Below are 22726 nucleotides of genomic sequence, written 5' to 3' on the forward strand. Positions count from 1 at the left end.
GTCATCACTTCGGTTGGATCCAGGTTCAACGGGCCGCCGCATTGCGGTCGGTGATGACCTTCGGGGTCAGGAACACGAGCAGCTCGGTCTTGTTCGACGCGCGCGTCTTGTTCCGGAACAGCGCGCCCACGTAGGGAATGTCGCCCAGGAAGGGCACCTTGTTGACCGATTCGGTCTCGCTGATCTCGAAGATGCCGCCGATCACCACCGTGCCGCCGTTCTCGACCAGCACCTGCGTCTTCACGTGCTTGGTGTTGATGGCATAGCCTGCCGCAGTCTGCTGGCCGACGCTGTCCTTGTTGACATCGACGTCCAGGATGATGCTGCCCTCGGGCGTGATCTGCGGGATCACTTCGAGCTTGAGGTTGGCCTTGCGGAACTGGATCGCGGTCGCGCCGCTGGACGTGGCGGTCTGGTAAGGCAGTTCGGTGCCCTGCTCGATCAGCGCCTTCACCTGGTCGGCCGTGATCACGCGCGGGCTCGACACCAGCTTGCCGCGGCCTTCGGCTTCGAGCGCCGAGAGTTCGAGGTTCAGGAAGCGGTTGGACGCCGCACCGAACAGCGACAGCGCGAACGTCGCCGCGCTCGCGCCACCCATGGTGCTGGTGTTGGCCGGCAGATTGACGAACTGGGTGTTGGCGTAGTCACCCGTCGACGACTGCCCCGTCTGGTAGCCGATGCCGCCGTAGGTCCCCCCCACCGTCACGTTGCCGAGACCCAGGTTCACGCCCGGCACCCCGCCACGCACGCCACGCAGGTCATTCGCCCCGAGCTTCACGCCCAGCGAACGGCCGAAGGTGTCCTCGGCCTCGACGATGCGCGCCTCGATCATCACCTGGCGCACCGGGATGTCGATCTTGGTGATCATCTGGCCGATCTCTTCGAGCTTGCCCGGGATGTCGGTCACGAAGAGCTGGTTGGTGCGCATCTCGGAGATCACGCTGCCACGGGTGGACAGCAGCCGCGTGGCATTGGTCGATCCACTGCCACCGCTGTTCTGCTGACCGACGAGGCCCTTGGCCACTTCCTCGGCCTTGGTGTAGTTGAGCTGGAAGGACTGCGTGCGCAACGGCTCCAGCGCAGCCACCTGGGCCCGGGATTCCAGTTCGGACTTGTCCTTGGCCGCCAGTTCTTCCTTGGGCGCCACCCACAGCACGTTGCCCGACTTCTTCACGCCCAGCCCCTTGGCCTGCATGATGATGTCGAGCGCCTGGTCCCAGGGCACGTCCTTCAGCCGCAGCGTCACGTTGCCGGTGACGGTGTCGCTGGTGACGATGTTGAAGTTGGTGAAGTCGGCGATGACCTGCAGCAGCGCCCGCACCTCGATGCTCTGGAAATTCAGCGAGAGTTTTTCACCCCCGTAGCCCGGGCCCTGCGTCAGCTTCTGCGGATCGACCTTGACGGGACGCACTTCCAGCACGAACTGGTTGTCGGTCTGGTAGGCGCTGTGCTCCCAGTGGCCGCGCGGCTCGACCACCATGCGCACACGGTCGCCGACCTGGGTGGTGGTGACGGCCTGCACAGGGGTGCCGAAATCGGTCACGTCCAGCCGGCGCCGCAAGCCCTCGGACGCAGAGGACCGCAGGAACTCGACGATGAGGTTCTGTCCCTGCTGGCGGATGTCCACCCCGACCTGGTTGCTGGGCAGATCGACGACCACGCGGCCGGCACCGTCCTTGCCGCGGCGGAAGTCGATGTCGCGCAGGCGCTCGGGCTGGGTGTTCTGCGGCTCGGCGAAATGCACCGGCGCCGACGCACCGGCCACCGCACTTGAGGTCGATGGCGCACTGCCGGCCGGCACCGGATCCAGCGTGATGACCAGGGTCTTGCCATCGATCTCGGCGCGGTAGCGGGTGGCCTGCTTCAGGTTGAGCACCAGCCGGGTCCGGTCACTGCCCTGGGCCAGCGCCAGCGAGCGCAGATTGCCCTGGTTGACTTCCTGGGTGTTCTGGCCCGTCGCATTGCGCACGCCCGGCAGATCCAGCGCGACACGGGCCGGCGACTGCAGCGCGAAGCCCTTGGGCACCGCAGCCAGCGGTTCGCTGAACTCCAGGCGAATGACCTCGCTGCCCCCCTGCAAACCATTGGTGATGGCCTGGATGGTGTTCTGCGCAAAGCTGAGCACCGGCGCCATCGCCAGCACGGCCAGCGTGGCCAGGCGAACGCTCCAGCGGTCCGTGGATGCAATCTTGTCGGTGGTCTTCATCGCTTCTCCTGGGCCCGCTCCTGGAGGGCAAGCGTGCTGGTGCGCTCGATCCACTCTCCAATCGCGTCCTGCACGATTTCGCGCAAGGCAATTTCGGTTTCCGTGATGCGGGTGACGCGGCCGTAGTTCTGGCCCATGTAGTCACCCACCTTGACTTGGTACAGCAGGTTATCCGCCCGCAGCAATGCATAGGTCCGGCCGCTGCGCACCAGACTGCCGACCATGCTCAGCGAATCAAGCGGATAGGCCTCCAGCGGTTCGCGCCGCCGGTTCATCTCGGGCGACAGCAGCGAGTTCGGCTGGCGGCTCTCCTGCTTGATCGCCACCTGCAGTTTCTGGATGCTGAACGGCTCGACCGCCTGGCTCGCCAGATAGGGCTGCGGATCGAACTTGCGCGGCGGCACCAGCGGCGACACGCGCGGCCTGGCGTCGCGGCGCTGCTCGTCCATCCAGGCCTGCAATTCCTCGTGCGGATCGGAACAGGCGGTCAATGTCACCGCGGCGGTCCAGGCCAGCGCGGCGGCGGCCACCATTCTCAGGGCGCGAACGCTCGGGCTCATTTGCCACCTCCAGCGGCCTTGGCCTCCTTGGCCGCCTTGGCCTTGGCCTGGCGGCGTTCCTCGACTTCGGCCGGATCCAGGTAGCGGTAGGTCCGCGCCGTGGCCTCCATGGCCAGCAGCCCCGTGCCGCTGGGCACCGACTGGCCCTGCGACAGGCCCGGCATCGTGATGACCAGGTTGTGCAGCGTCACGATGCGCGACAGGTTCGCCACATCGGACGCGAACGAGCCGATGTCGTGGTACTTGCCGCTGACACGCAGCGCGATCGGCAGTTCGGCGTAGTAGTCCCGGATCAGCACCTGGCCGGGGCGGAACAGCTCGAACTGCAGGCCGCGCCCGACACCGGCCTGGTTGATGTCGGACAGCAGCGCATCCATCTCGGCCTTGCCGGGGAGCTGCCGCTCCAGTTGCGTCACGTACTCCTGCACCTGCAGCTTCTGCTTGCGCAACTCGTCGAGATTGATCGCCTGAGCGAGCTTGGTGCGGTACTCGGCCTTGAGGGCCAGTTCCTGGGCAGCCTCGTCATCGAGTGCCTGGACCTCGTCGGCAACCACACCGAACCAGGCCAGCACCACAACGACAGTGGTCGTCACCAGCCAGGTCGCCAGCTTGGGCAGCAGCGGCCACTGGCCGGGCTCGTTCGGATTGAGGTTGCGGAACTGCGACTGGACGTTGTCGATCAGCGTGTCGAATTCGATGTTCATCGGGGGACGTGTCGTGTTGGCCATCACGCCTCCTTCATGAAGCCGGACCGGATGCCGCCGGCGCGGCCGCTGCCGGAACACCCGAAGCCCCAGGCGCCAGCGGGGAAGCCGCCTGCTCCTTGTCCTGCGGTCGCTTGAGCGTCAGGCGCACGGCGAACTCGAACAGGCGCTTCTGGTCCCGCGCGGTCGTGACCGCCGCCGCCTTGATCTCGACCAGCTCGGGCCGCTCCAGCCAGGGCGAGTGGTAGGCGGTGTTGCGCAGGAATTCGGACACCCGCTCGTTGGTCTGCGCCACGCCGGTCACCGCCACGCTCTGGCCGTCCTGGCGGATCGCCGTCAGGTAGATGCCTTCGGGCACTTGCGCCGTCAGCTCGTTGAGCAGGTGCACGGGCATGTTGCGGTCGATCTGGAAGTCCTCGACCACCTTCTGGCGTGCCTTCAGCGCCTCGATCTCGGACTTCAACGAGGCGATGTCCTTGATCTGGCTCTCCAGCCGGCGGATCTCCGTCTGCAGGAACTCGTTGCGCGAGCGCTGTTCGCGCCGCATTTCGCCCAGCACCAGATACCAGGCGCCCGCGATGAGTGCGCCGGCCAGGATCGCCAGGCCAATGCCCAGGAAAAAGGCTTGCTTGCGGCGCCTGCGCTTCTCTTCCCGGTGCGGGAGGAGGTTGATCAGGATCATTGCAGGAATCTCCGCATCGCCAGCCCGCAAGCCGTGAGGTAGGACGGCGCCTCGCGGCGCAACTTGCTTTCCCGGACTGCAGAGCCGATTTTCATGCCTTCGAAGGGGTTGACCACCTGGGACGCGAAGCCGGTGAACTCGGTCACCCGCTCCTTGAGACCCGGCAGTGTGGCCGAGCCACCCGACAGCATCACGTAGTGGACCTTGTGATGCGGCGTGCTCGTGAAGAAATACTGGAGCGCACGGCCGATCTCCTGGGACAGGCTGTCGACAAACGGCACCAGCAGCGTCGATTCGTAGTCCTCCGGCAGATCGCCGGCGGTCTTGCGATTCTCGGCCTCCTCGAAGGACAGGCCGTACTGGCGCGCGATGAGCTGGGTGAGCTGCGCGCCACCGAAGGCCTGGTCCCGGTCATACAGGATGTCCTCGTCGCGCAGCACCTTCAGGCTCGTCGCGTCCGCACCGATCTCGAACAGCGCGACCAGCGCATCGCGCCCCTGGTTGGGCAGGTTGTCGATGACACGGCTCATCGCCAGGCGAGAAGCGTTCGATTCGATGTCGAGAATGACCGGCTTGAGTCCGGCGGCTTCGGCCAGCCCCTGCCGGTCCTGCACCCGGTCCTTGCGCGACGCGGCGATCAGCACCTCGACATCGCCCACCTGGTCCGAGCTGGGTCCGACGACGCAGAAATCGAGGCTCACCTCGTCGAGCGAGAACGGGATGTACTGGTGGGCCTCGGCCTCGACCTGCATCTCGAGTTCTTCCTCGCGCAGGCCACCGGGCAGCACGATCTTCTTGGTGATCACCGCGGACTGCGGCATGGCCATGGCCACGCTCTTCGTGCGCGAGCCGCTCTTGACGACGACACGCTTGACCGCGTCGGCCACCTCGTCGAATTTCTCGATCTGGCCTTCGGAAATCCAGCCCTTCTCGAACACCTCGCTGGCAAAGCGTTCGACGATGTACTCACCCGATGCGCTCTGACTCAGTTCGACGAGCTTGACGCCGGAGGAGCTGATGTCCAGTCCGATCAGAGACGCATGCTTGCGGCCCAGAAGGATGTCAAGAAAGCTCACGCAGATCCCCAAAAGTCACGTCCGGGGACATGCCGGACTGTTAACAAACCACTTCAATGCTAGCAACAAAGGCATTGAGGCACAAAGATTTTCCCGGATTTTGCATTGTTGCCGTGTTGTACCCGGCAAGACGAACACCGGCCTCCATCCAAGCACAATACGACCGCCCGGACAAGGCGCGGTCCAGGGGCGTTACAAACGTATCTCGGCGTTTATGACCGGTTCCTATAATCCCCCGGACGATTCAGGCCCATCCGTACATGAGCGACACCCATCGAACTCCTCCGACCGACCGCCAGATCCCGTCGCCATCTCGCCTGCACCCTGCGCTGCGCACCATGGCCTGGCTGGTCGGGCTGCCGCTGGCGCTGCTGCTGACGTTCATGCTGCTGCTGGGTCTGGCACTGGCCGTGGCCTACCCCAATCTCCCCGAGATCAACGGCCTGGTGGACTACCGGCCCAAGCTGCCGATGCGCGTGGTCTCGGCCGACGGAGTCGTTCTGGGCGAGTACGGCGAAGAGCGCCGGAATTATCTCCCGATCAAGGCCATCCCGAAGGTCATGCAGGACGCCGTGCTCGCCATCGAGGACGCCCGCTTCTACCAGCACGGCGGCATCGACTACAAAGGCATCCTGCGCGCCGGTCTCGAGAACCTGCACGACGCGCGCAGCCAGGGCGCCTCGACCATCACCATGCAGGTGGCGCGCAACTTCTACCTCTCCACCGAAAAGACGCTGACACGCAAGGTCTACGAGATCCTGCTCGCGCTGAAGATCGAGAGCCAGCTCGGCAAGGAGAAGATCCTCGAGGTCTACATGAACCAGATCTATCTGGGACAGCGCTCCTACGGCTTCGCGGCCGCCAGCGAAATCTATTTCGGCAAGCCGCTCAAGGACATCACGGTCGCCGAGGCCGCCATGCTCGCCGGCCTGCCCAAGGCACCGTCGGCCTACAACCCGATCGTCAACCGCAAGCGGGCCGAGCTGCGCCAGCGCCACATCATCGGCCGCATGCTGGAAAACGGGTTCATCACCGAAGCCGAGCACGACGCGGCGCTGGCCGAGACCCTGTCGTACCACACGCCGCGCAGTTCGGGCATCCACGCCGAATACGCGGCGGAGACCGCCCGCCAGATGATCTTCGCCCAGTACGGCGAGGCGGCCTACAGCCGCGGCCTGAACGTCGAGCTCTCGCTGCGCGCCAGCGAGCAGATGCACGCCTACCGCATGCTGCGGCGCGGCCTGCTCAACTTCGAGGCCCGCAAGTCCTACCGGGGACCGACCGCCTTCGTCGATCTGCCGCGCGACGAGAGCAAGCTCGACGCCCGCATCGCCGAGGCGCTGGAGGAACACCCGGACTTCGACGACCTGCGCGCGGCCGTCGTCACCGAGGCCAGTCCGAAGAAGGTCGGCGCGATGCTGCAGAACGGGGAAGCGATCACCGTGACCGGTGACGGCCTGCGCCAGGCGCGTGCATCGCTCGTGGCGGATGTGGCACCCAAGATGCAGATCCGCCGTGGTGCCGTGGTCCGGGTGATGAAGGGCGCCAAGGGGGACTGGAGCATCGTCAACCTGCCCGAGGTCGAAGGTGCGCTCGTCTCGCTGGACCCGCAGACCGGCGAGATCCGTGCCATGGTCGGCGGCTTCGACTACGCCAAGAGCAAGTTCAACCACGTCACGCAGGCCTGGCGCCAGCCGGGGTCGAGCTTCAAGCCCTTCATCTACTCGGCGGCGATGGAGAAGGGCTTCTCGCCCGCCACCGTGGTGAACGACGCACCGCTGTTCTTCGACGCGGGCGTCACGGGCAGCCAGCCCTGGGAGCCGAAGAACTACGACGGCCAGTTCGACGGCCCGATGTCGATCCGCCGCGGGCTGGCCAAGTCCAAGAACATGGTCTCGATCCGCCTGCTCAAGGCCATCGGGCCGGCCTATGCGCAGCAATGGATCACCCATTTCGGCTTCGAGGCCGAGAAGAACCCGCCCTACCTGACGATGGCACTGGGCGCCGGTGCGGTCACGCCGATGTCGATGGCCGACGGGTATGCGGTGCTGGCCAACGGCGGCATCCGGGTCCATCCGGTGCTGATCACCCGCATCACCGATGCCCGCGGCCAGGTCATCACCCAGGCGCCCCCGCAAAGCGGCCAGGACGAGCGCATGCGCGCCATCCCGGCCCGCAACGCATTCATCACCAGCAGCCTGCTGCAGGAGGTCACGCGCACCGGTACCGCCGCCCGGGCACAGACCGTGCTCAAGCGCCCGGACATCTACGGCAAGACGGGCACCACCAACGATTCGCAGGACGCCTGGTTCACCGGCTACAACAAGGGCCTCGTGGCGGTGGTCTGGATCGGCTATGACACGCCGCGCTCGCTGGGCGACAAGGAGACCGGCGGCGGGCTGGCCCTGCCGATCTGGATCGACTACATGGCACAGGCGCTGCGCAACGTGCCGGTGAGCGAATACACGGCGCCGGAGGGTGTCGTGTTCCTGGGCAACGACTGGTATTACACCGAGAACACCCAGGGTGGCGGCGTGCGCTCGCTGGGCCTGGAAGACACCGCCCCCCGGCCGGCGCAGACGGAAGAACGCAAGGGCATCCTCGACCTGTTCCGCGACACGGACGGCACCCCCAGCCCGTCCCCGGCACCGGGTGTGCCGACACCGTCACCCTCGCCCGGGCCGGCCCCCGCGGACGTTCCGCGCTGAACTGGTGGCGCGCGCCCGCCTCAGGCCGTGGTGACCGGCGGCGTGAAGGCCAGCGTGCAGCCACCCTGTGCACTGGCCTGGGCAGACAGCGCGGCGAAGAACTCGTCGCCGCCACGGCTGTCGCGCCAGGCGCCGTCGGTCCAGCGGTAATGGAAGCCACCGGCGCGGGCCGCCATCCACAGCTCCTGCAGCGGCGGCTGCGTGTTGAGGATGATCTTGCTGCCGCCCGGGAAGCTCAGCTCCAGCAGGCCACCGGTGCGGTGCGTGTCGATGTCGATCACGTCGTCTTCCAGCCAGCGGTCGATGGTGGTCTCGATGGCGGCCAGTGCGGCATGCGCGCGGCGGGTGTACTCGGCATCGGAGAGGCCGGTCGAAGCAGTGGTGTGGTCCATGGTCGCTAGAATTCGTCGATGTTCAAAGGCTTGCTGAAAACGAGTTTAGCGCTGCGGGCCTCCGCAGTCTGCGCCCTGCTGCTGTCGCTGTCGGCCTGCGGCCAGAAGGGCCCGCTGACGCTGCCACCCCAGGGCACCACGCCGTCCATCCTCCCCGTCCCTGCGGCTGCAGCCGCCTCCGCTTCCACACCCGCACGATGAACCTGCCCGGCTCCCCCTTCCTCGCCCGCGACGCCGCTGGCACCCTCACGCTCGAAGGCCACGCGCTGGCCGGTCTGGCGCACGAGTTCGCCACGCCGCTGTACGTCTACTCGCGCCAGGCCATGCGCGCGGCCGTCACCGCCTACCAGCAGGCGCTGGCGGGTCGCCCCCACCTGGTCTGCTACGCGATGAAGGCCAACTCCAGCCTCGCCGTGCTGCAGACCTTCGCCGAGGCCGGCTGCGGCTTCGACATCGTCTCCGCGGGCGAACTGCAGCGGGTGCTGGCCGCGGGTGGCTCGGCCGACCAGGTGGTGTTCTCCGGGGTCGGCAAGACCCGCGCCGAGATGCGTCTGGCGCTGGAGGCCGGCGTGCGCTGCTTCAACGTCGAGAGCGAAGCTGAACTCGACGTACTGTCCGAGGTCGCCACCGCGATGGGCAAGACCGCACCGATCAGCCTGCGCGTGAATCCGGACGTCGACGCCAAGACACATCCTTACATTTCCACCGGGCTGAAAGGCAACAAGTTCGGCATCTCGCACGAACACGCGCTGGCCGTCTACCAGCACGCCGCGCGCCTGCCCGGCATCGCGGTGCACGGCATCGACTGCCACATCGGCTCGCAGATCACCGAGATCAGCCCCTACCTCGACGCACTCGACCGCGTGCTCGACCTGGTCGAGGCGATCGAGGCGGCCGGCATCCCCGTGCACCACCTCGACCTCGGCGGCGGCCTGGGCATCACCTACACCGACGAGCAGCCGCCCACCGCCGACGCGCTGATCGGTGCATTGCTGGCCAAGATCGACGCACGCGGCCACGGCCACCGCGAGATCCTGATGGAGCCGGGCCGCTCGCTGGTCGGCAACGCCGGCGTGCTGCTGACCGAGGTGCTCTACCTCAAGCCCGGCGAGCACAAGAACTTCTGCATCGTCGACGCCGCGATGAACGACATGGCGCGCCCGGCGATGTACGAGGCGTGGATGGGCATCGTGCCCTGCCGGCAGCGCGGCGAGGCGGCGCAGACCTGGGACGTGGTCGGCCCGGTGTGCGAGTCGGGCGACTGGCTCGGCCGCGACCGCGCGCTGGCCGTGCAGCCCGGCGACACGCTGGCGATGCTCTCGGCCGGCGCCTACGGCATGACGATGGCGAGCAACTACAACAGCCGCCCGCGCGCCGCCGAGGTGATGGTCGATGGTGCGCAGGTCACGCTGATCCGCGCCCGTGAAACCGTCGAGAGCCTGTTCGCGGGGGAACGCCTGATTGACGGCCACAGCCGTTTGTGACCTTCTACCGCCATCGGGTATCCTCGCCCCTTTCGCGCGACCCCTCCGCGCTGGCCCTGTGCCTCTGCCTGCGACTGCCATGAAAGCCTTCAACGAAGAAACCGTCACCTCGGTCCACCACTGGACCGACCGGTTGTTCAGCTTCACCACCACGCGCGACCCGGCCTTCCGGTTTTCGAGCGGCCACTTCGTGATGATCGGCCTGCCCGTCAACGGCAAGCCGCTGCTGCGTGCCTATTCCATCGCCAGCCCGAACTGGGAAGAGAGCCTGCATTTCTTCTCGATCAAGGTGCCGGACGGCCCGTTGACCTCGCGCCTGCAGCACCTGCAGGTCGGCGACAAGATCATCGTCGGCCGCAAGCCCACCGGCACGCTGCTGCTCGACTACCTCAACCCCGGCAAGCGCCTGTACCTGCTGGGCACCGGCACCGGCCTGGCCCCGTGGCTGTCGATCATTCAGGACCCGGAGACCTACGAGCGCTTCGAGAAGGTCATCGTCGTCCACGGCTGCCGCCAGGTGAACGAGCTGGCCTACCAGGACCTGTTCAAGAGCCTGCCGAACCACGAGTTCCTGGGCGAACTGATCGGCGACAAGCTGGTCTACTGCCCGACCGTGACCCGCGAGCCCTTCGAGCGCCAGGGCCGCATCACCGACCTGATCGAGGACGGCCGGATGTGGAACGACTTCGGTCTGCCCGCGTTCAACCCCGCCGAGGACCGCGCCATGATCTGCGGCAGCCCCGCGATGCTGCGCGACCTGAAGAAGATGCTCGAAGAGCGCGGTTTCGCCGAAGGCAACACGACCACGCCGGGCGACTTCGTCATCGAGCGGGCCTTCGCCGAGCAGTGACCCTGCACGCATGAAAAAGCGCGACCGAGGTCGCGCTTTTTTTGTGCCTGACTCTCGCCAGCCCATTCCACAGGCGCTGTGGATAACCCTGGGGATGAGCTGAGAATTCAGCGCTCAAGTCCTTGATTCACAAGGACTTTTCCTAGATTGCCTCATATTTCAGCAATGTGACAGCCCCGCCGCCATCATTTGACGGCAGCCAGCATGAAATCGAGTGCCGCGCCGACGTCCTCGTCGCTCAGCTTGGGGTTGCCACCCTTGGCCGGCATGGCGCCCTTGCCCTTCAGGACGGACGTCAGCAGTGCCTCGCGGCCGGTCTTCACACGCGGACCCCAGGCATCCTTGTCGCCAAACTTGGGCGCGTTGGCGAGGCCTGGCACATGGCACATGGCGCAGGCCTGGTTGTAGACGTCCTTGCCTTCTGCAGCCTGGGACAGGCCGGTGGACAGGGTCAGGGTGGCAGCGGCCAGAACGGGCAGCAAGGCTTTCATGGAGTCTCCTCGGGGCGTTGAACAGGAATGGGGGCACGGGCCGGTACACACGCGCACCGCCGCGGCGGTGCTCCTGTGCAAACTGCGTGCCCTGCCCTCAACGTGCGTCCTGCACGCCAGGCGGACCGGTGTTTACCCGGGGCAATGCCTGCCGCAATGGCACAGGCGGCACACCCGGTGCATGCGGTTGCGCAACGCCGGGACACTCCCGCTGACCGATGGAACGGCGCTGCTCAGACAAAGCCGAGCAGGCGCTTGGCGTTTTCCTTGAGGATCAGCGGCTTGACCTTGTCCTTGAAACCGGCCTCGTCGAAGTCCTTCATCCAGCGCTCCGGCGTGATCAGCGGGTAGTCCGAGCCGAACAGCATCCGGTCCTTCAGCAGCGTGTTGGCGTACTGGACCAGCTGCGCCGGGAAGTACTTCGGGCTCCAGCCGGACAGGTCGATCCAGACATTGGGCTTGTGCAGCGCCAGCGACAGCGCCTCGTCCTGCCACGGCCAGCTCGGGTGGGCGATGACGATCTGGATGTCGGGGAAATCGATCGCCACATCCTCCAGCAGCATCGGGTTCGAGTTCTGCAGGCGCAGTCCGCCGCCGCAGCGCATGCCCGAGCCGATGCCCGAGTGCCCGCTGTGGAAGATCGCCGGCAGCTTGTATTCGGCGATGACCTCGTACAGCGGCCACGCCATGCGGTCATACGGCAGGAAGCCCTGCACCGTCGGGTGGAACTTGAAGCCCTTGACGCCGTGCTCCTCGATCAGCCGGCGCGCTTCGCGGGCGCCCATCTTGCCCTTGTGGGGGTCGATCGAGGCGAAGGCGACCATCATGTCGCTGTTCTCGCGCGCGGCGTCGCAGATCTCCTCGTTCGGGATGCGGCGGCGGCCGAGCTGCGCCTCGCTGTCCACCGTGAACATCACCAGGCCGATCTTCTTCTCGCGGTAGTAGGCCACCGTCTCGGCAATCGTCGGGCGCAAGCTGGAGCCGAAGTACTTGTCGGCCGCGCGGTCGTACTCCTCGCCGTAGTTGTCGAAGGGATTGCGGCACGACACCTCGGCGTGGGTGTGGATGTCGATGGCGATCAGGTCGTTGGTGTTCATGGAGCGTACCGGGGTGATTTGCTTAAATTTTGTAATCAATCGAGGAACACAAGATCAGGGTATACCCGCAAAACAGGAATGATTTAAACCGTGATGCAGTGCAGCAAAGGGTAATCACGGAGCACTCGGGACGCACAACTACTTATATTTGTTAATCAAATTTCCCCGCTTCTGCCGCTCCTCACGCCATGACTTCACCCGCCCCCGACTCCTCGTTCGTCCCGGCCACGGGCCTGCTGGCCGGGCTCGACCTGCTGCAGATCTCGCAATCCGGCCCGGTCACGCAGGTCCGCCTGAACCGCCCGGCCAAGCGCAACGCCATCAACGACACGCTGGTGGCGCAACTCCACACCGCCTTCGTCAACCTGCCGGCCGACACCCGCGCCGTCGTGGTCAGCGGTGCGGGCGACCATTTCTGCGCCGGGCTGGACCTGTCGGAGCTGGTGGAGCGCGACATCCACGGCGCCATCCTGCACTCGCGCGGCTGGCACGCAGCGTTTGACGCGGTGCAGTTTGGCAAGGTACCGGTGATCGCGGTGCTGCACGGCGCGGTGGTCGGCGGCGGGCTGGAGCTGGCCGCGTCGTGCCAGATCCGTGTCGCCGAGGATTCGGCCTACTTCGGCCTGCCCGAAGGCCAGCGCGGCATCTTCGTCGGCGGCGGCGGCTCGGTGCGCATCCCGCGCCTGATGGGCACCGCGCGCATGACCGACATGATGCTCACCGGCCGCGTCTTCGACGCTGACCAAGGCGAGCGCTACGGCGTCGTCAACTACCGCACCGCCGATGGCGAGGGGCTGGCCAAGGGCATCGCGCTGGCCCGCAAGATCGCGGGCAATGCCCCGATGACCGCCTTCGCCGTGATGCACGCGCTGCCGCGCATCGTCGAGATGGGCCCGGCGGAAGGCCTGTTCACCGAATCGCTGATGGCCGCGGCCGCCAGCAACACGCCCGAAGCCCAGGACCGGCTGCGCGCCTTCCTCGAAGGGCGGGCGGGCAAGGTGGTCAAGCAGTCATGAGCACGGCCGCGAACTCCACCGCCCGCTACCGCGACGCCCGCGTCGGCGGCTGCACGCAAGCCGTGCTGGACACGGGGACTGACGGCCTGCAGCGCCTGCGGTCCACCGAGGCGCTGGGCTGGTTCCCGCCGCGGCTGACCGACGCGCTCGAACAGTGGGCCGCCGAAGCGCCTGACCGCACCTTCGTCGCCAAGCGTGTGCAGGGCGGCGACTGGCGGCGCATCGCCTACGCCGAGATGCTGCAGCGCGCCCGCGCCGTCGGCCAGGCGCTGACGGCGCGCGGCCTGTCCGCCGAGCGCCCGATCGCCATCCTCTCGGACAACGACCTCGAACACCTGACACTGGTGCTGGGCGCGATGTGGGCGGGCATCCCCGTGACGCCGGTGTCCTCGGCCTACTCGCTGATCTCGCAGGACTACGGCAAGCTGCGCCACATCGCGGAGACGGTGACGCCGGGGCTGGTCTTCGCCGCCTCGCCGGCCTTCGGCAAGGCGATCTCGGCCGTGTTCGGCGCAGATGTGGAAGTGGTGTTGACCGAAGGCACGCTGGACGACCGCACCGTCACCCCGTTCGACGCGCTGCTGGCCACCGTCCCCGCCGCATCGGGCGACGCCGCCCACGCGCTGGTCGGCCCCGACACCATCGTCAAGTTCCTGTTCACCTCCGGCTCGACCAAGCTGCCCAAGGCGGTCATCAACACGCAGCGGATGCTGTGCGCCAATCAGCAGATGCTGCGCCAGTGCCTCGCCTTCCTCGCCGACGAGCCGCCCGTGCTGGTCGACTGGCTGCCGTGGAACCACACCTTCGGCGGCAACCACAACGTCGGCCTCGTGCTCTACAACGGCGGCACGCTCTACATCGACGAAGGCAAGCCGACCCCGAAGGGCATGGCCGAGACGCTGCGCAACCTGCGCGAGGTCTCGCCGACGATCTACTTCAACGTGCCCAAGGGTTTCGAGGAAATCGCCTTCGCGATGGACGCCGACCCGGTGCTGCGCCGCTCGCTGTTCGCCCGCGTGCAGGCCTTCATGTTCGCGGGAGCCGGTCTGTCGCAGGCGGTCTGGGACAAGCTGGACACCCATGGCGAGGCCGAAGTCGGCGAGCGCATCCGCATCATCACCGGCCTGGGCATGACCGAGACGGCGCCGTCCTGCACCTTCGCGGTCGGCACCGATGTGCGCTCGGGCTGGATCGGGCTGCCGGTGCCGGGTGTCGAGGTCAAGCTGGTGCCGGACGGCGCGGGTGACACGGCCAAGACCGAGGTGCGCTTTCGCGGCCCGAACGTCATGCCCGGCTACTGGCGCGCCCCGCAACAGACCGCCGAGGCCTTCGACGGGGAGGGCTACTACCGCACCGGCGACGCCGTGAAGTTCATCGACCCGGCCGAACCGACCCGCGGCCTGCTGTTCGATGGCCGCACTGCCGAGGACTTCAAGCTCTCCACCGGCACCTTCGTCAGCGTCGGCCCGCTGCGCGCCAAGGTCACGCTGGCCGGTGCGCCCTGCATCCAGGATGTGGTCGTCGCCGGACTGAACCGCGACGAGATCGGGCTGCTGGTGTTCCCGCGCGTCGACGAGTGCCGCAAGCTCGCCGCCGCCGACGGGCTGGAGGCCGAGTCGCTGCCCGTGCCGGAGCTGATGCACACGCCCGCCGTGCGCGACTTCTTCCAGCGCGTCGCCGACCAGCTCTGGCGCGCCGGCACCGGCAGCGCCAACCGCCCGGCCCGGATGCACGTCATGGCCGAGCCGCCGTCGATCGACAAGGGCGAGGTCACCGACAAGGGCTCGATCAACCAGCGCGCCGTGCTGCTGCACCGCGCTGCGCTGGTCGAAGCGCTCTACGAAGGCCGGGACAGCGACCCGTTCGTCATCCTGCCCATCCGCTGACCCGCCCCGCCCTCCTCCAACCCACCCCGTCATCCCCGCGCCAGCGGGGACCCACGCAGGACACCACCCCATGCAGATCTCAGGACACGCAGCGATCGTCACCGGCGGCGGCTCGGGCCTCGGCGAGGCCGTCGCCCGCGAACTCGCCCGGCTGGGCGCCAGGGTCACCGTGCTCGACGTGAACCAGGCCGGCGCCGAGCGCGTCGCCCAGGACATCGGCGGGCTCGCGCTGCGCTGCGACATCACCGACAGCGCCAGCGTCACCGCCGCGCTCGACGCCGCCGAAGCCGTCCATGGCACGGCCCGCATCGTCATGAACATCGCCGGCATCGGCAGCGCCAAGCGCGTGATCCAGCGCGACGGCTCGCCCGCGCCGCTGGAGGATTTCGAGCGCGTCGTGCGCGTGAACCTGATCGGCACCTACAACGTCGTGCGCCTCGCCGCCGCCCGGCTGGCGAAGGCCGAGCCGCTGGAAGGCACCTCGGGCGAACGCGGCGTCATCGTCAACACCGCCTCGGTGGCCGCCTTCGACGGACAGGTCGGGCAGGAGGCGTACTCGGCGTCCAAGGGCGGCGTGGTCGGCATGACCCTGCCGCTGGCACGCGATCTGGCGCAGTGGGGCATCCGCGTCTGCACGATCGCGCCGGGCCTGTTCGCCACGCCGCTGATGAACGAGCTGCCCGAAGCGGTGCAGCAGTCGCTGGCGGCATCGATCCCCTTCCCGAAGCGCCTGGGCCAGCCCGACGAGTTCGCCGCGCTGGCCGCGCACATCGTCCAGAACGGCCACCTCAACGGCGAAGTGATCCGGCTGGATGGCGCACTGCGGATGGCGCCACGGTGATCTCCCGATCAACCGACCAGTCGGTCGGGAATATACGCATGGATTTTGATCCTTCTCAACGGCACATTGCCACCACCCACCGACCCCCGGAGGAAGACATGACCCCCACGAAGAACGCCCCGACGCTTCTCAAGACCCTGGTCGCCGCAGCCGCGCTGTGGGCGGCCTCGGGCGCGGCATGGGCCGACATCAACATCGGCATCAGCCTGCCGCTGACCGGCCCGGCCAACGGCCTGGGCATCCCGATGCAGAAAGGCATCAGCCTGTGGCCGGCGTCGATCGGCGGGGAAAAGCTCAACGTGGTCGTGCTCGACGATGGTTCCGACCCGACCAAGGGCGTGCAGAACGCCAAGCGCTTCGTCACCGACAAGATGGACATCGTGATGGGCTCGGCCGCGACGCCGGTGGCCATCGCCATGTCCGACACCGTGGCCGAGGCCGGCACGCCGCAGTTCATGTTCTCCCCCGCCGTGCTCCAGGCCGGCAAGGACAGCTGGGCCTTCCGCCTGCCGCAGTCGAACGCGGTGATGTCGCACGCGATGCTCAACCACATGAAGAAGCTCGGCGTGAAGACCGTCGGCTTCCTTGGCTATACCGACGCCTACGGCGAGAGCTGGCTGAAGGACTTCCAGGCCGAAGCCGCCGCCATGGGCCTGCCGATCAAGGTCATCGCGACCGAGCGCTTCGCCCGCACCGACACCGCCGTGACCGCCCAGGCGCTGAAGCTGACCGCCGCGAACCCGGACGCGATGCTGATCGTCGCCTCGGGATCGGGGGCGGCCATGCCGCACAAGGCCATCATCGAGCGTGGCTACAAGGGCAAGGTCTACCAGACCCACGCCGCCGCCACCCGCGACCTGATGCGCATCGGCGGCAAGGACGTCGAGGGCGCCTACGTCGTCTCCGGCCCCTGCGTGATCGCCGAGCAGCTGCCCGACGACCACCCGTCCAAGAAGGTCGCCACCGACTTCGTGCAGAAGTTCGAGAAGGCCAACGGCGCCGGCTCGCGCAACCAGTTCGCCGGCCATGCCTATGACGCCGCGCTGGTGCTGGAAAAGATCATCCCGATGGCGCTGAAGAAGGCCAAGCCGGGCACCCCCGAGTTCCGCGCCGCCCTGAAGGACGCCACCGAAACGATGGGCCGCACCGTCGTCTCCCACGGCGTGCTGACCTACGCGAAGGACAACCACTGGGGCTTCACGACCGAAACCGGCGTGATCCTGAAGGTGGTCAACGGCGACTGGAAGGTCGAATAAGCCTGCTGCGGCGCGGCTCCGGTCGCGCCGCCCCCACCTGAACCGGAACCCCCTCCGATGGACTTCTCGATTGCAAGCATCCTGGCGCTCGACGGCATGACCAATGGCGCGGTCTACGCGCTGCTGGCCACGGCGACCGTGCTGCTGTTCGCCGTCACGCGGGTGATCTTCATCCCGCAGGGCGAATTTGTCGCCTATGGAGCGCTGACGCTGGCCGTGCTGCAGACCGGCCAGGTGCCGGGCACCGTCTGGCTGCTGCTGATCATGGCGGCAGTGGCCGCCGTGGTCGAAGCGGTCCACGGGCTGCGCCAGCGCCGCCCGGCCGGGCTGGTGGCCAAGAGCGCCGTGCTGACCCTGGCCCTGCCGCTGGTCATCGCCACGGTCGCCATGGTCGCCGCACCGCTGAACCTGCCGCTGGTCGTGCAGGCGCTGCTGACGCTGGCCATCGTCACGCCGCTGGGCGGGCTGACCTACCGGCTCGCCTACGAGTCGCTGGCGGACGCCACCGTGCTGGTGCTGCTGATCGTGTCGGTGGGGGTGCACTTCGCGCTCACCGGGGTGGGGCTGCTGTTCTTCGGCGCCGAGGGTTACCGCAACCCGAGCTTCTGGGACGCGCGCTTCAACGCCGGCCCGCTGATGCTGACGGGCCAGACGGTCATCATCTTCCTGGCCTCGGCCGCGCTGATCGTGCTGCTGTGGCTGTTCTTCGAGCGCTCGCTGTACGGCAAGGCCCTGCGCGCCACCGCCGTGAACCGCCTCGGCGCCCGCCTGATGGGCATCTCGACGGTGCAGGCCGGCCGCCTCAGCTTCACGATGGCCGCCTTCATCGGCGCGCTGTCGGGCCTGCTGATCGGGCCGACCACCACCGTGTTCTACGACTCCGGCTTCCTGATCGGCCTGAAGGGCTTCGTCGCCGCCGTGTTCGGCGGGCTGGCGAGCTACCCGATGGCGCTGGTCGGCGCGCTCGGGGTCGGTCTGCTCGAATCGTTCGGCTCGTTCTGGGCCAGCTCGTTCAAGGAGGTGATCGTGTTCACCTCCATCCTGCCGGTGCTCCTGTGGCGTTCGCTGCGTGACCCGCATACTGAGGAGGATTGACCCGTGGCGGCACGCACTCGCTGGTTCCTGTTCTTCGCCGCGCTGCTGGCCCTGCTGCCAGTGCTGCCGGTGCCGGAGTTCTGGATCACCCAGCTCAACTACATCGGCCTCTACGCCACCGTCTCGCTCGGCCTGGTGCTGCTCACCGGGGTCGCCGGCCTGACCTCCTTCGGGCAGGCGGCGTTTGTCGGCGTCGGCGCCTACACGGCGGCCTTCCTGTCGGTGAACTACGCCATCTCGCCCTGGCTGACGGTGTTCATCGGCCTGGCGATCACGGTCGTCGTGGCGCTGATCCTGGCCGCCGTGACGCTGCGCATGTCGGGCCACTACCTGCCGCTGGCGACCATCGCCTGGGCGCTGTCGCTCTACTACACCATGTCCAACATGGACTGGCTGGGCAAGTACGACGGCATCCTGGGCGTGCCGGCGATGACGCTGTTCGGCATGAGCCTGGCGTCGGGGCGCAGCTACTTCTACGTGATCTGGGTCGTCGCGCTGCTGGCGGCGGTCGGCGTGGTCCACCTGCTGGACTCGCGCACCGGCCGCGCCATCCGCGCGCTCAAGGGCGGCGTGACGATGGCCGAGGCCATGGGCATCTCGACCTACCGCTACAAGGTGCTGGTGTTCGTGCTGGCCGCCATGCTCGCGTCCATCTCGGGCTGGCTGTTCGCGCACTTCCAGCGCACGGTGAACCCCTCGCCGTTTGCGCTCGGCAAGGGCATCGAGTACCTGTTCATGGCGGTGCTCGGCGGCGTGGGCAATGTCTGGGGCGCCTTCACGGGGGCCGCGCTGGTCAAGATCGTCGAGGAGCAGCTGCAGGACTGGCTGCCGCGCCTGCTCGGTTCCAGCGGCAACTACGAGACCATCGTGTTCGGCGTGGTGCTGGTCATCGTGCTGAAGTACGCGCCGGAAGGTCTCTGGCCGCACCTGGAGAAGCTGTTCGACCGCTTCCTGCCCTCGCGCCAGCGGGTGTGCGACTGGGCCGACGCCGCACCGCTGCCCGAGCGCAGCAAGCCGGCCGCGGGCGAGCTGCTGCTGGACGTGGACAAGGTGCGCAAGCAGTTCGGCGGGCTGGTTGCGGTGAACGACGTCAGCTTCCAGATCCGCACTGGCGACATCGTCGGCCTGATCGGCCCGAACGGTGCCGGCAAGTCGACCACCTTCAACCTCGTGTCGGGCGTGCTCTCCAAGACCTCCGGCCAGGTGCGCTTCCGCGGGGAGGACGTTTCGGCGCTGTCCTCGCGCGAGATCGCCCGCCGCGGCATGTCGCGCACCTTCCAGCACGTGAAGATGCTGCCGGACATGACGGTGCTGGAAAACGTCGCCCTCGGCGGCTACCTGCGCAGCACCTCCGGCACCGCCAAGGCGATGCTGCGTCTGGACCGTGCGGAGGAACGCCAGCTCTTCCGCGAGGCCGAACGCCAGCTCGTGCGCATCGGCATGCAGGACCAGATGCACGAACTCGCCGGCAACCTGGCGCTCGGCCCGGCGCGGATGATGGAAATCGCCCGTGCGCTGTGCACCGACCCGGCGCTGCTGCTGCTGGACGAGCCCGCCGCCGGTCTGCGCCACAAGGAAAAGCAGGCGCTGGCCACCGTGCTGCGCCAGCTCAAGGGCGAGGGCATGAGCCTGCTGCTGGTCGAACACGACATGGACTTCGTGATGAACCTGACCGACCGCATCGTGGTGATGGAGTTCGGCACCAAGCTGATCGAGGGCACCCCGGCCGAAGTGCAGGCCAGCCCGGTCGTGCGCGCCGCCTACCTCGGCACGGAGCACTGACACCATGACGATGACTTCCACGACCAAGACCGCCACCGCCCCGGCCCTGCTCTCCGTCACCGGGCTGCACGCCGGCTACGGCAAGGCCGAGGTGCTCTCGGGCCTGAACCTGACGCTGCCCGCCGGCAGCGTCGTCACCGTGATCGGCCCGAACGGCGCCGGCAAGTCCACCACGCTGAACGCGCTGATGGGCGTGCTGCCGTCCACCGGCAAGGTGCTGTTCGACGGCCAGGACCTCGCCAACGTCACGCTGGAAGACCGCGTGATGGCGGGTCTGGCGCTGGTGCCCGAGAAGCGCGAGCTGTTCTCGACCATGACGGTCGAGGACAACCTCGTGCTCGGCGGCTGGCGCCAGATGCGCAGCGGCAACGGCCAGTGGCGCGACCAGCTCGACCACGTCTACACGCTGTTCCCGCGCCTCAAGGAGCGCCGTGACCAGCACGCCGGCACGATGTCCGGCGGCGAGCGGCAGATGCTGGCCGTCGGCCGCGCGCTGATGAGCCAGCCCAAGGTGCTGATGCTCGACGAGCCGAGCCTGGGCCTGGCGCCGCTGATCGTGCGCGAGATCTTCCGCATCATCACCCGGCTGCGTGAGACTGGCGTGAGCATCCTGCTGATCGAGCAGAACGCCCGCGCCGCGCTCGAAGTCGCCGATTACGGCTATGTGCTGGAGACCGGCGCGATCGCGCTGGAAGGCCCGGCGCGCGAGTTGGCCGGCGATGCCCGCGTGATCGAGACCTACCTCGGCGCGCAGAAGAAATAAGCCCCGCGAAACACGCCATGAGCACCTGGACCCCGCCCCTGCAGCGCATGCAGTTTGTCATCGAGCAGGTGCTGGACGCGCCGGCTTCTTGGCGCGCCCAGCCCGACTTCGCCGACCTCGACGCCGACACCGCCCGCGAGGTGCTGGAGCAGGCCGGCCGCTTTGCCGTTGAGGTCATCGCGCCGATCAACGGCACCGGCGACACCGAAGGCTGCCGCTGGGACGCCAACGCGGTGAAGACACCCGCCGGCTACCCTGCGGCGTGGAAGGCGTTCGTCGACGGCGGCTGGCCTTCGCTGCCCTGCGCCCCGGAAGACGGTGGCCAGGGCCTGCCCAGCCTGCTGAACGCGGCGCTGTTCGAGATGCTCGTCTCGGCCAACCACGCCTGGACCATGTACCCGGGGCTGCTGCACGGCGCGTATGAAGCGATCCGCCACAACGCCGTGCCGGCGTTGCGTGCGCGTTACCTGCCGAAGGTCGTCAGCGGCGAGTGGCTCTCGACGATGAACCTGACCGAGCCGCAGGCCGGCAGCGACCTCGGCCTGACCCGCACCCGCTGCGAGCCGGTCGATCCGGACGCGCCGGTGGTCAACGGCGCGGCGGTCACCGTCACCGGCCAGAAGATCTTCATCTCCGGCGGCGACCAGGACATGACGGACAACATCGTCCACCTCGTGCTCGCCCGCCTGCCCGGCGCGCCCGCGGGGACCAAGGGCCTGACGCTGGTGCTGGTGCCCAAGTTCATGCCCGACGGCCGGCGCAACGGCGCGTGGTGCGACGGCATCGAGAAGAAGATGGGCATCAAGGGCAGCGCCACCGCCCAGATGCGCTTCGAGAACGCCGAAGGCTGGATCCTCGGCGAGCCGAACGCGGGGCTGGCCGCGATGTTCCTGATGATGAACTCGGCGCGGCTGCACGTCGGGATGCAAGGCCTCGGCCACCTGGAAGCCGCCTGCCAGATCGCCACCGCCTACGCCCGCGAGCGGCTGCAACTGCGCGCCCCGAATCGTCCGGCCGACGCCGATCCCGCGCACAAGGGACCGGACCCGATCGTCTGGCACCCCGCGATGCGCCGCACGCTGCTCGACCTGCACGCGCAGTGCGAGGGCGCGCGTGTCATGGCGTACTGGACGGCGATCCTGCTCGACGAGTCGGAGCACCACCCGGACGCCACCGTGCGCCAGGAGCGCAACGACCTGGTGGCGCTGCTGACGCCCATCCTCAAGGCCTTCCTCACCCACCTCGGCCACCACGGCGCCAACGAGGCCCTCGGCGTGCTCGGTGGTCATGGCTATGTGCACGACTGGGGCATCGAGCAGCATGTGCGCGACAGCCGCATCGCGCTGATCTACGAAGGCACCAACGAGATCCAGGCCATCGACCTGCTGATGCGCAAGGTGCTGGACCGGCCGCAGCGGCTGGACCTGCTGCTGGACGTGTTCCGCGTCGAGATCGACACGCTGCTGGCCGCCCAAGACGACGCCGCCGGCACGCTGCGCACCTGGGCCGCCACGCTCACCGACGAGGTCGAGACCATCGTCGCCGCCACCGCCGAGCTGCAGGCCGGCCGGGCGGCGGCGCCGGACCGGCCCTTCCTCGTCGCCGACGACTACCTGCACGCGCTCGGCCACAGCCTGCTGGCGTGGAGCTGGGCGCGGCTGGCCCGCGCCGCGCTGACCGACCACGACACCGCGCGGCGCGACTGGCTGCTCACCGTCACGCAGCACGGCCGCACCTGGCTGCTGCCCGCGGCGCGCTGGCGCTGGCAGCGTGTGGCGGACGCGACACTGGCGCTGGGCTGGATCCCGGGGTGACAGGACCGTCGTCCCGGAAGGGG

At 67.9% G+C, this 22726-nt stretch carries 20 protein-coding genes; 12 read left to right on the forward strand and 8 right to left on the reverse strand.

Features of this window, described 5'->3' with window-relative positions:
* Nucleotides 1-25: 25 nt before the first annotated feature.
* From BDD16_RS03585 to BDD16_RS03605, 5 genes are read right to left on the reverse strand one after another with little or no spacing between them, the layout of a single operon-like run.
* Nucleotides 26-2206 (reverse strand): type IV pilus secretin PilQ, encoded by a 2181-nt coding sequence (locus BDD16_RS03585; protein ID WP_179632680.1) that lies wholly within the window; start codon nt 2204-2206, stop codon nt 26-28.
* Entirely contained in the window at nt 2203-2739 is a 537-nt protein-coding gene (locus BDD16_RS03590) for a pilus assembly protein PilP (protein ID WP_246332456.1), read from the reverse strand. The genes BDD16_RS03585 and BDD16_RS03590 overlap by 4 nt, the downstream gene beginning before the upstream one ends.
* Before the next feature lie 23 nt (nt 2740-2762).
* Nucleotides 2763-3494, reverse strand: coding sequence for a type IV pilus inner membrane component PilO (locus tag BDD16_RS03595; protein WP_179632682.1), 732 nt, complete (start codon nt 3492-3494; stop codon nt 2763-2765).
* A gap of 10 nt (nt 3495-3504) precedes the next feature.
* The gene (locus tag BDD16_RS03600) at nt 3505-4152 is read right to left on the reverse strand and encodes a PilN domain-containing protein (protein ID WP_179632683.1); all 648 of its coding nucleotides are present in this window, start codon (nt 4150-4152) and stop codon (nt 3505-3507) included.
* Nucleotides 4149-5228, reverse strand: a complete 1080-nt coding sequence (locus tag BDD16_RS03605; RefSeq protein WP_179632684.1) for a pilus assembly protein PilM — start codon at nt 5226-5228, stop codon at nt 4149-4151. Before BDD16_RS03605 ends, BDD16_RS03600 begins: the two co-directional genes overlap by 4 nt.
* A gap of 260 nt (nt 5229-5488) precedes the next feature.
* On the opposite strand from BDD16_RS03605, the gene BDD16_RS03610 reads away from it, so the two are divergent.
* Nucleotides 5489-7936: a penicillin-binding protein 1A gene (locus tag BDD16_RS03610; RefSeq protein ID WP_179632685.1), complete on the forward strand. Its 2448-nt coding sequence runs from the start codon at nt 5489-5491 to the stop codon at nt 7934-7936.
* Between the two features lie 20 nt (nt 7937-7956).
* Here the strand turns inward: BDD16_RS03610 and cyaY are convergent, their stop codons facing one another.
* Nucleotides 7957-8328: an iron donor protein CyaY gene (cyaY, locus tag BDD16_RS03615; protein WP_179632686.1), complete on the reverse strand. Its 372-nt coding sequence runs from the start codon at nt 8326-8328 to the stop codon at nt 7957-7959.
* Between the two features lie 18 nt (nt 8329-8346).
* On the opposite strand from cyaY, the gene lptM reads away from it, so the two are divergent.
* The 3 genes from lptM (at nt 8347) to BDD16_RS03630 (ending at nt 10662) form a co-directional block, all read left to right on the forward strand.
* Entirely contained in the window at nt 8347-8529 is a 183-nt protein-coding gene (lptM, locus tag BDD16_RS03620) for an LPS translocon maturation chaperone LptM (RefSeq protein ID WP_179632687.1), read from the forward strand.
* On the forward strand, nt 8526-9812 hold the full coding sequence (gene lysA / locus BDD16_RS03625) for a diaminopimelate decarboxylase (RefSeq protein WP_179632688.1): 1287 nt from the start codon (nt 8526-8528) through the stop codon (nt 9810-9812). Before lptM ends, lysA begins: the two co-directional genes overlap by 4 nt.
* A 79-nt stretch (nt 9813-9891) precedes the next feature.
* Nucleotides 9892-10662: a ferredoxin--NADP reductase gene (locus tag BDD16_RS03630; RefSeq protein WP_179632689.1), complete on the forward strand. Its 771-nt coding sequence runs from the start codon at nt 9892-9894 to the stop codon at nt 10660-10662.
* A gap of 185 nt (nt 10663-10847) precedes the next feature.
* Here the strand turns inward: BDD16_RS03630 and BDD16_RS03635 are convergent, their stop codons facing one another.
* A complete protein-coding gene (locus BDD16_RS03635) occupies nt 10848-11153 on the reverse strand; it encodes a c-type cytochrome (protein ID WP_179632690.1) in 306 nt (101 codons plus the stop codon).
* A gap of 233 nt (nt 11154-11386) precedes the next feature.
* Nucleotides 11387-12250, reverse strand: a complete 864-nt coding sequence (locus BDD16_RS03640) for an amidohydrolase family protein (protein ID WP_179632691.1) — start codon at nt 12248-12250, stop codon at nt 11387-11389.
* Nucleotides 12251-12438: 188 nt separating this feature from the next.
* Between BDD16_RS03640 and BDD16_RS03645 the strand changes: the two genes are divergently transcribed.
* From BDD16_RS03645 to BDD16_RS03680, 8 genes are all read left to right on the forward strand, one after another.
* The gene (locus BDD16_RS03645) at nt 12439-13266 is read left to right on the forward strand and encodes a crotonase/enoyl-CoA hydratase family protein (protein WP_179632692.1); all 828 of its coding nucleotides are present in this window, start codon (nt 12439-12441) and stop codon (nt 13264-13266) included.
* Nucleotides 13263-15152 carry a feruloyl-CoA synthase gene (locus BDD16_RS03650; protein WP_179632693.1) on the forward strand — a complete coding sequence of 630 codons (1890 nt, stop codon included), beginning with the start codon at nt 13263-13265 and terminating at the stop codon, nt 15150-15152. Before BDD16_RS03645 ends, BDD16_RS03650 begins: the two co-directional genes overlap by 4 nt.
* Nucleotides 15153-15222: 70 nt before the next feature.
* Complete coding sequence (locus tag BDD16_RS03655) at nt 15223-15993, forward strand: SDR family NAD(P)-dependent oxidoreductase (protein ID WP_179632694.1); 771 nt, start codon at nt 15223-15225, stop codon at nt 15991-15993.
* A gap of 98 nt (nt 15994-16091) precedes the next feature.
* A complete protein-coding gene (locus tag BDD16_RS03660; RefSeq protein WP_179632695.1) occupies nt 16092-17249 on the forward strand; it encodes an ABC transporter substrate-binding protein in 1158 nt (385 codons plus the stop codon).
* A 57-nt stretch (nt 17250-17306) separates the two neighbouring features.
* A complete protein-coding gene (locus BDD16_RS03665; RefSeq protein WP_179632696.1) occupies nt 17307-18344 on the forward strand; it encodes a branched-chain amino acid ABC transporter permease in 1038 nt (345 codons plus the stop codon).
* Between the two features lie 3 nt (nt 18345-18347).
* Complete coding sequence (locus tag BDD16_RS03670; protein ID WP_179632697.1) at nt 18348-20126, forward strand: branched-chain amino acid ABC transporter ATP-binding protein/permease; 1779 nt, start codon at nt 18348-18350, stop codon at nt 20124-20126.
* A gap of 4 nt (nt 20127-20130) precedes the next feature.
* The gene (locus BDD16_RS03675; RefSeq protein WP_246332458.1) at nt 20131-20889 is read left to right on the forward strand and encodes an ABC transporter ATP-binding protein; all 759 of its coding nucleotides are present in this window, start codon (nt 20131-20133) and stop codon (nt 20887-20889) included.
* Between the two features lie 17 nt (nt 20890-20906).
* Nucleotides 20907-22703: an acyl-CoA dehydrogenase family protein gene (locus BDD16_RS03680; RefSeq protein ID WP_179632698.1), complete on the forward strand. Its 1797-nt coding sequence runs from the start codon at nt 20907-20909 to the stop codon at nt 22701-22703.
* Nucleotides 22704-22726 lie beyond the last annotated feature (23 nt).

This window comes from Sphaerotilus montanus, assembly GCF_013410775.1.
Taxonomy (GTDB): domain Bacteria; phylum Pseudomonadota; class Gammaproteobacteria; order Burkholderiales; family Burkholderiaceae_C; genus Sphaerotilus; species Sphaerotilus montanus.

What these genes read in the sequence shown, in the direction of transcription:
- BDD16_RS03585 (WP_179632680.1), bottom strand. Translation starts at nt 2,206, where the DNA reads ATGAAGACCACCGACAAGATTGCATCCACGGACCGCTGGAGCGTTCGC.
- BDD16_RS03590 (WP_246332456.1), bottom strand. Translation starts at nt 2,739, where the DNA reads ATGGTGGCCGCCGCCGCGCTGGCCTGGACCGCCGCGGTGACATTGACC.
- BDD16_RS03595 (WP_179632682.1), bottom strand. Translation starts at nt 3,494, where the DNA reads ATGGCCAACACGACACGTCCCCCGATGAACATCGAATTCGACACGCTG.
- BDD16_RS03600 (WP_179632683.1), bottom strand. Translation starts at nt 4,152, where the DNA reads ATGATCCTGATCAACCTCCTCCCGCACCGGGAAGAGAAGCGCAGGCGC.
- BDD16_RS03610 (WP_179632685.1), top strand. Translation starts at nt 5,489, where the DNA reads ATGAGCGACACCCATCGAACTCCTCCGACCGACCGCCAGATCCCGTCG.
- cyaY (WP_179632686.1), bottom strand. Translation starts at nt 8,328, where the DNA reads ATGGACCACACCACTGCTTCGACCGGCCTCTCCGATGCCGAGTACACC.
- lptM (WP_179632687.1), top strand. Translation starts at nt 8,347, where the DNA reads ATGTTCAAAGGCTTGCTGAAAACGAGTTTAGCGCTGCGGGCCTCCGCA.
- lysA (WP_179632688.1), top strand. Translation starts at nt 8,526, where the DNA reads ATGAACCTGCCCGGCTCCCCCTTCCTCGCCCGCGACGCCGCTGGCACC.
- BDD16_RS03630 (WP_179632689.1), top strand. Translation starts at nt 9,892, where the DNA reads ATGAAAGCCTTCAACGAAGAAACCGTCACCTCGGTCCACCACTGGACC.
- BDD16_RS03635 (WP_179632690.1), bottom strand. Translation starts at nt 11,153, where the DNA reads ATGAAAGCCTTGCTGCCCGTTCTGGCCGCTGCCACCCTGACCCTGTCC.
- BDD16_RS03640 (WP_179632691.1), bottom strand. Translation starts at nt 12,250, where the DNA reads ATGAACACCAACGACCTGATCGCCATCGACATCCACACCCACGCCGAG.
- BDD16_RS03645 (WP_179632692.1), top strand. Translation starts at nt 12,439, where the DNA reads ATGACTTCACCCGCCCCCGACTCCTCGTTCGTCCCGGCCACGGGCCTG.
- BDD16_RS03650 (WP_179632693.1), top strand. Translation starts at nt 13,263, where the DNA reads ATGAGCACGGCCGCGAACTCCACCGCCCGCTACCGCGACGCCCGCGTC.
- BDD16_RS03655 (WP_179632694.1), top strand. Translation starts at nt 15,223, where the DNA reads ATGCAGATCTCAGGACACGCAGCGATCGTCACCGGCGGCGGCTCGGGC.
- BDD16_RS03660 (WP_179632695.1), top strand. Translation starts at nt 16,092, where the DNA reads ATGACCCCCACGAAGAACGCCCCGACGCTTCTCAAGACCCTGGTCGCC.
- BDD16_RS03665 (WP_179632696.1), top strand. Translation starts at nt 17,307, where the DNA reads ATGGACTTCTCGATTGCAAGCATCCTGGCGCTCGACGGCATGACCAAT.
- BDD16_RS03675 (WP_246332458.1), top strand. Translation starts at nt 20,131, where the DNA reads ATGACGATGACTTCCACGACCAAGACCGCCACCGCCCCGGCCCTGCTC.
- BDD16_RS03680 (WP_179632698.1), top strand. Translation starts at nt 20,907, where the DNA reads ATGAGCACCTGGACCCCGCCCCTGCAGCGCATGCAGTTTGTCATCGAG.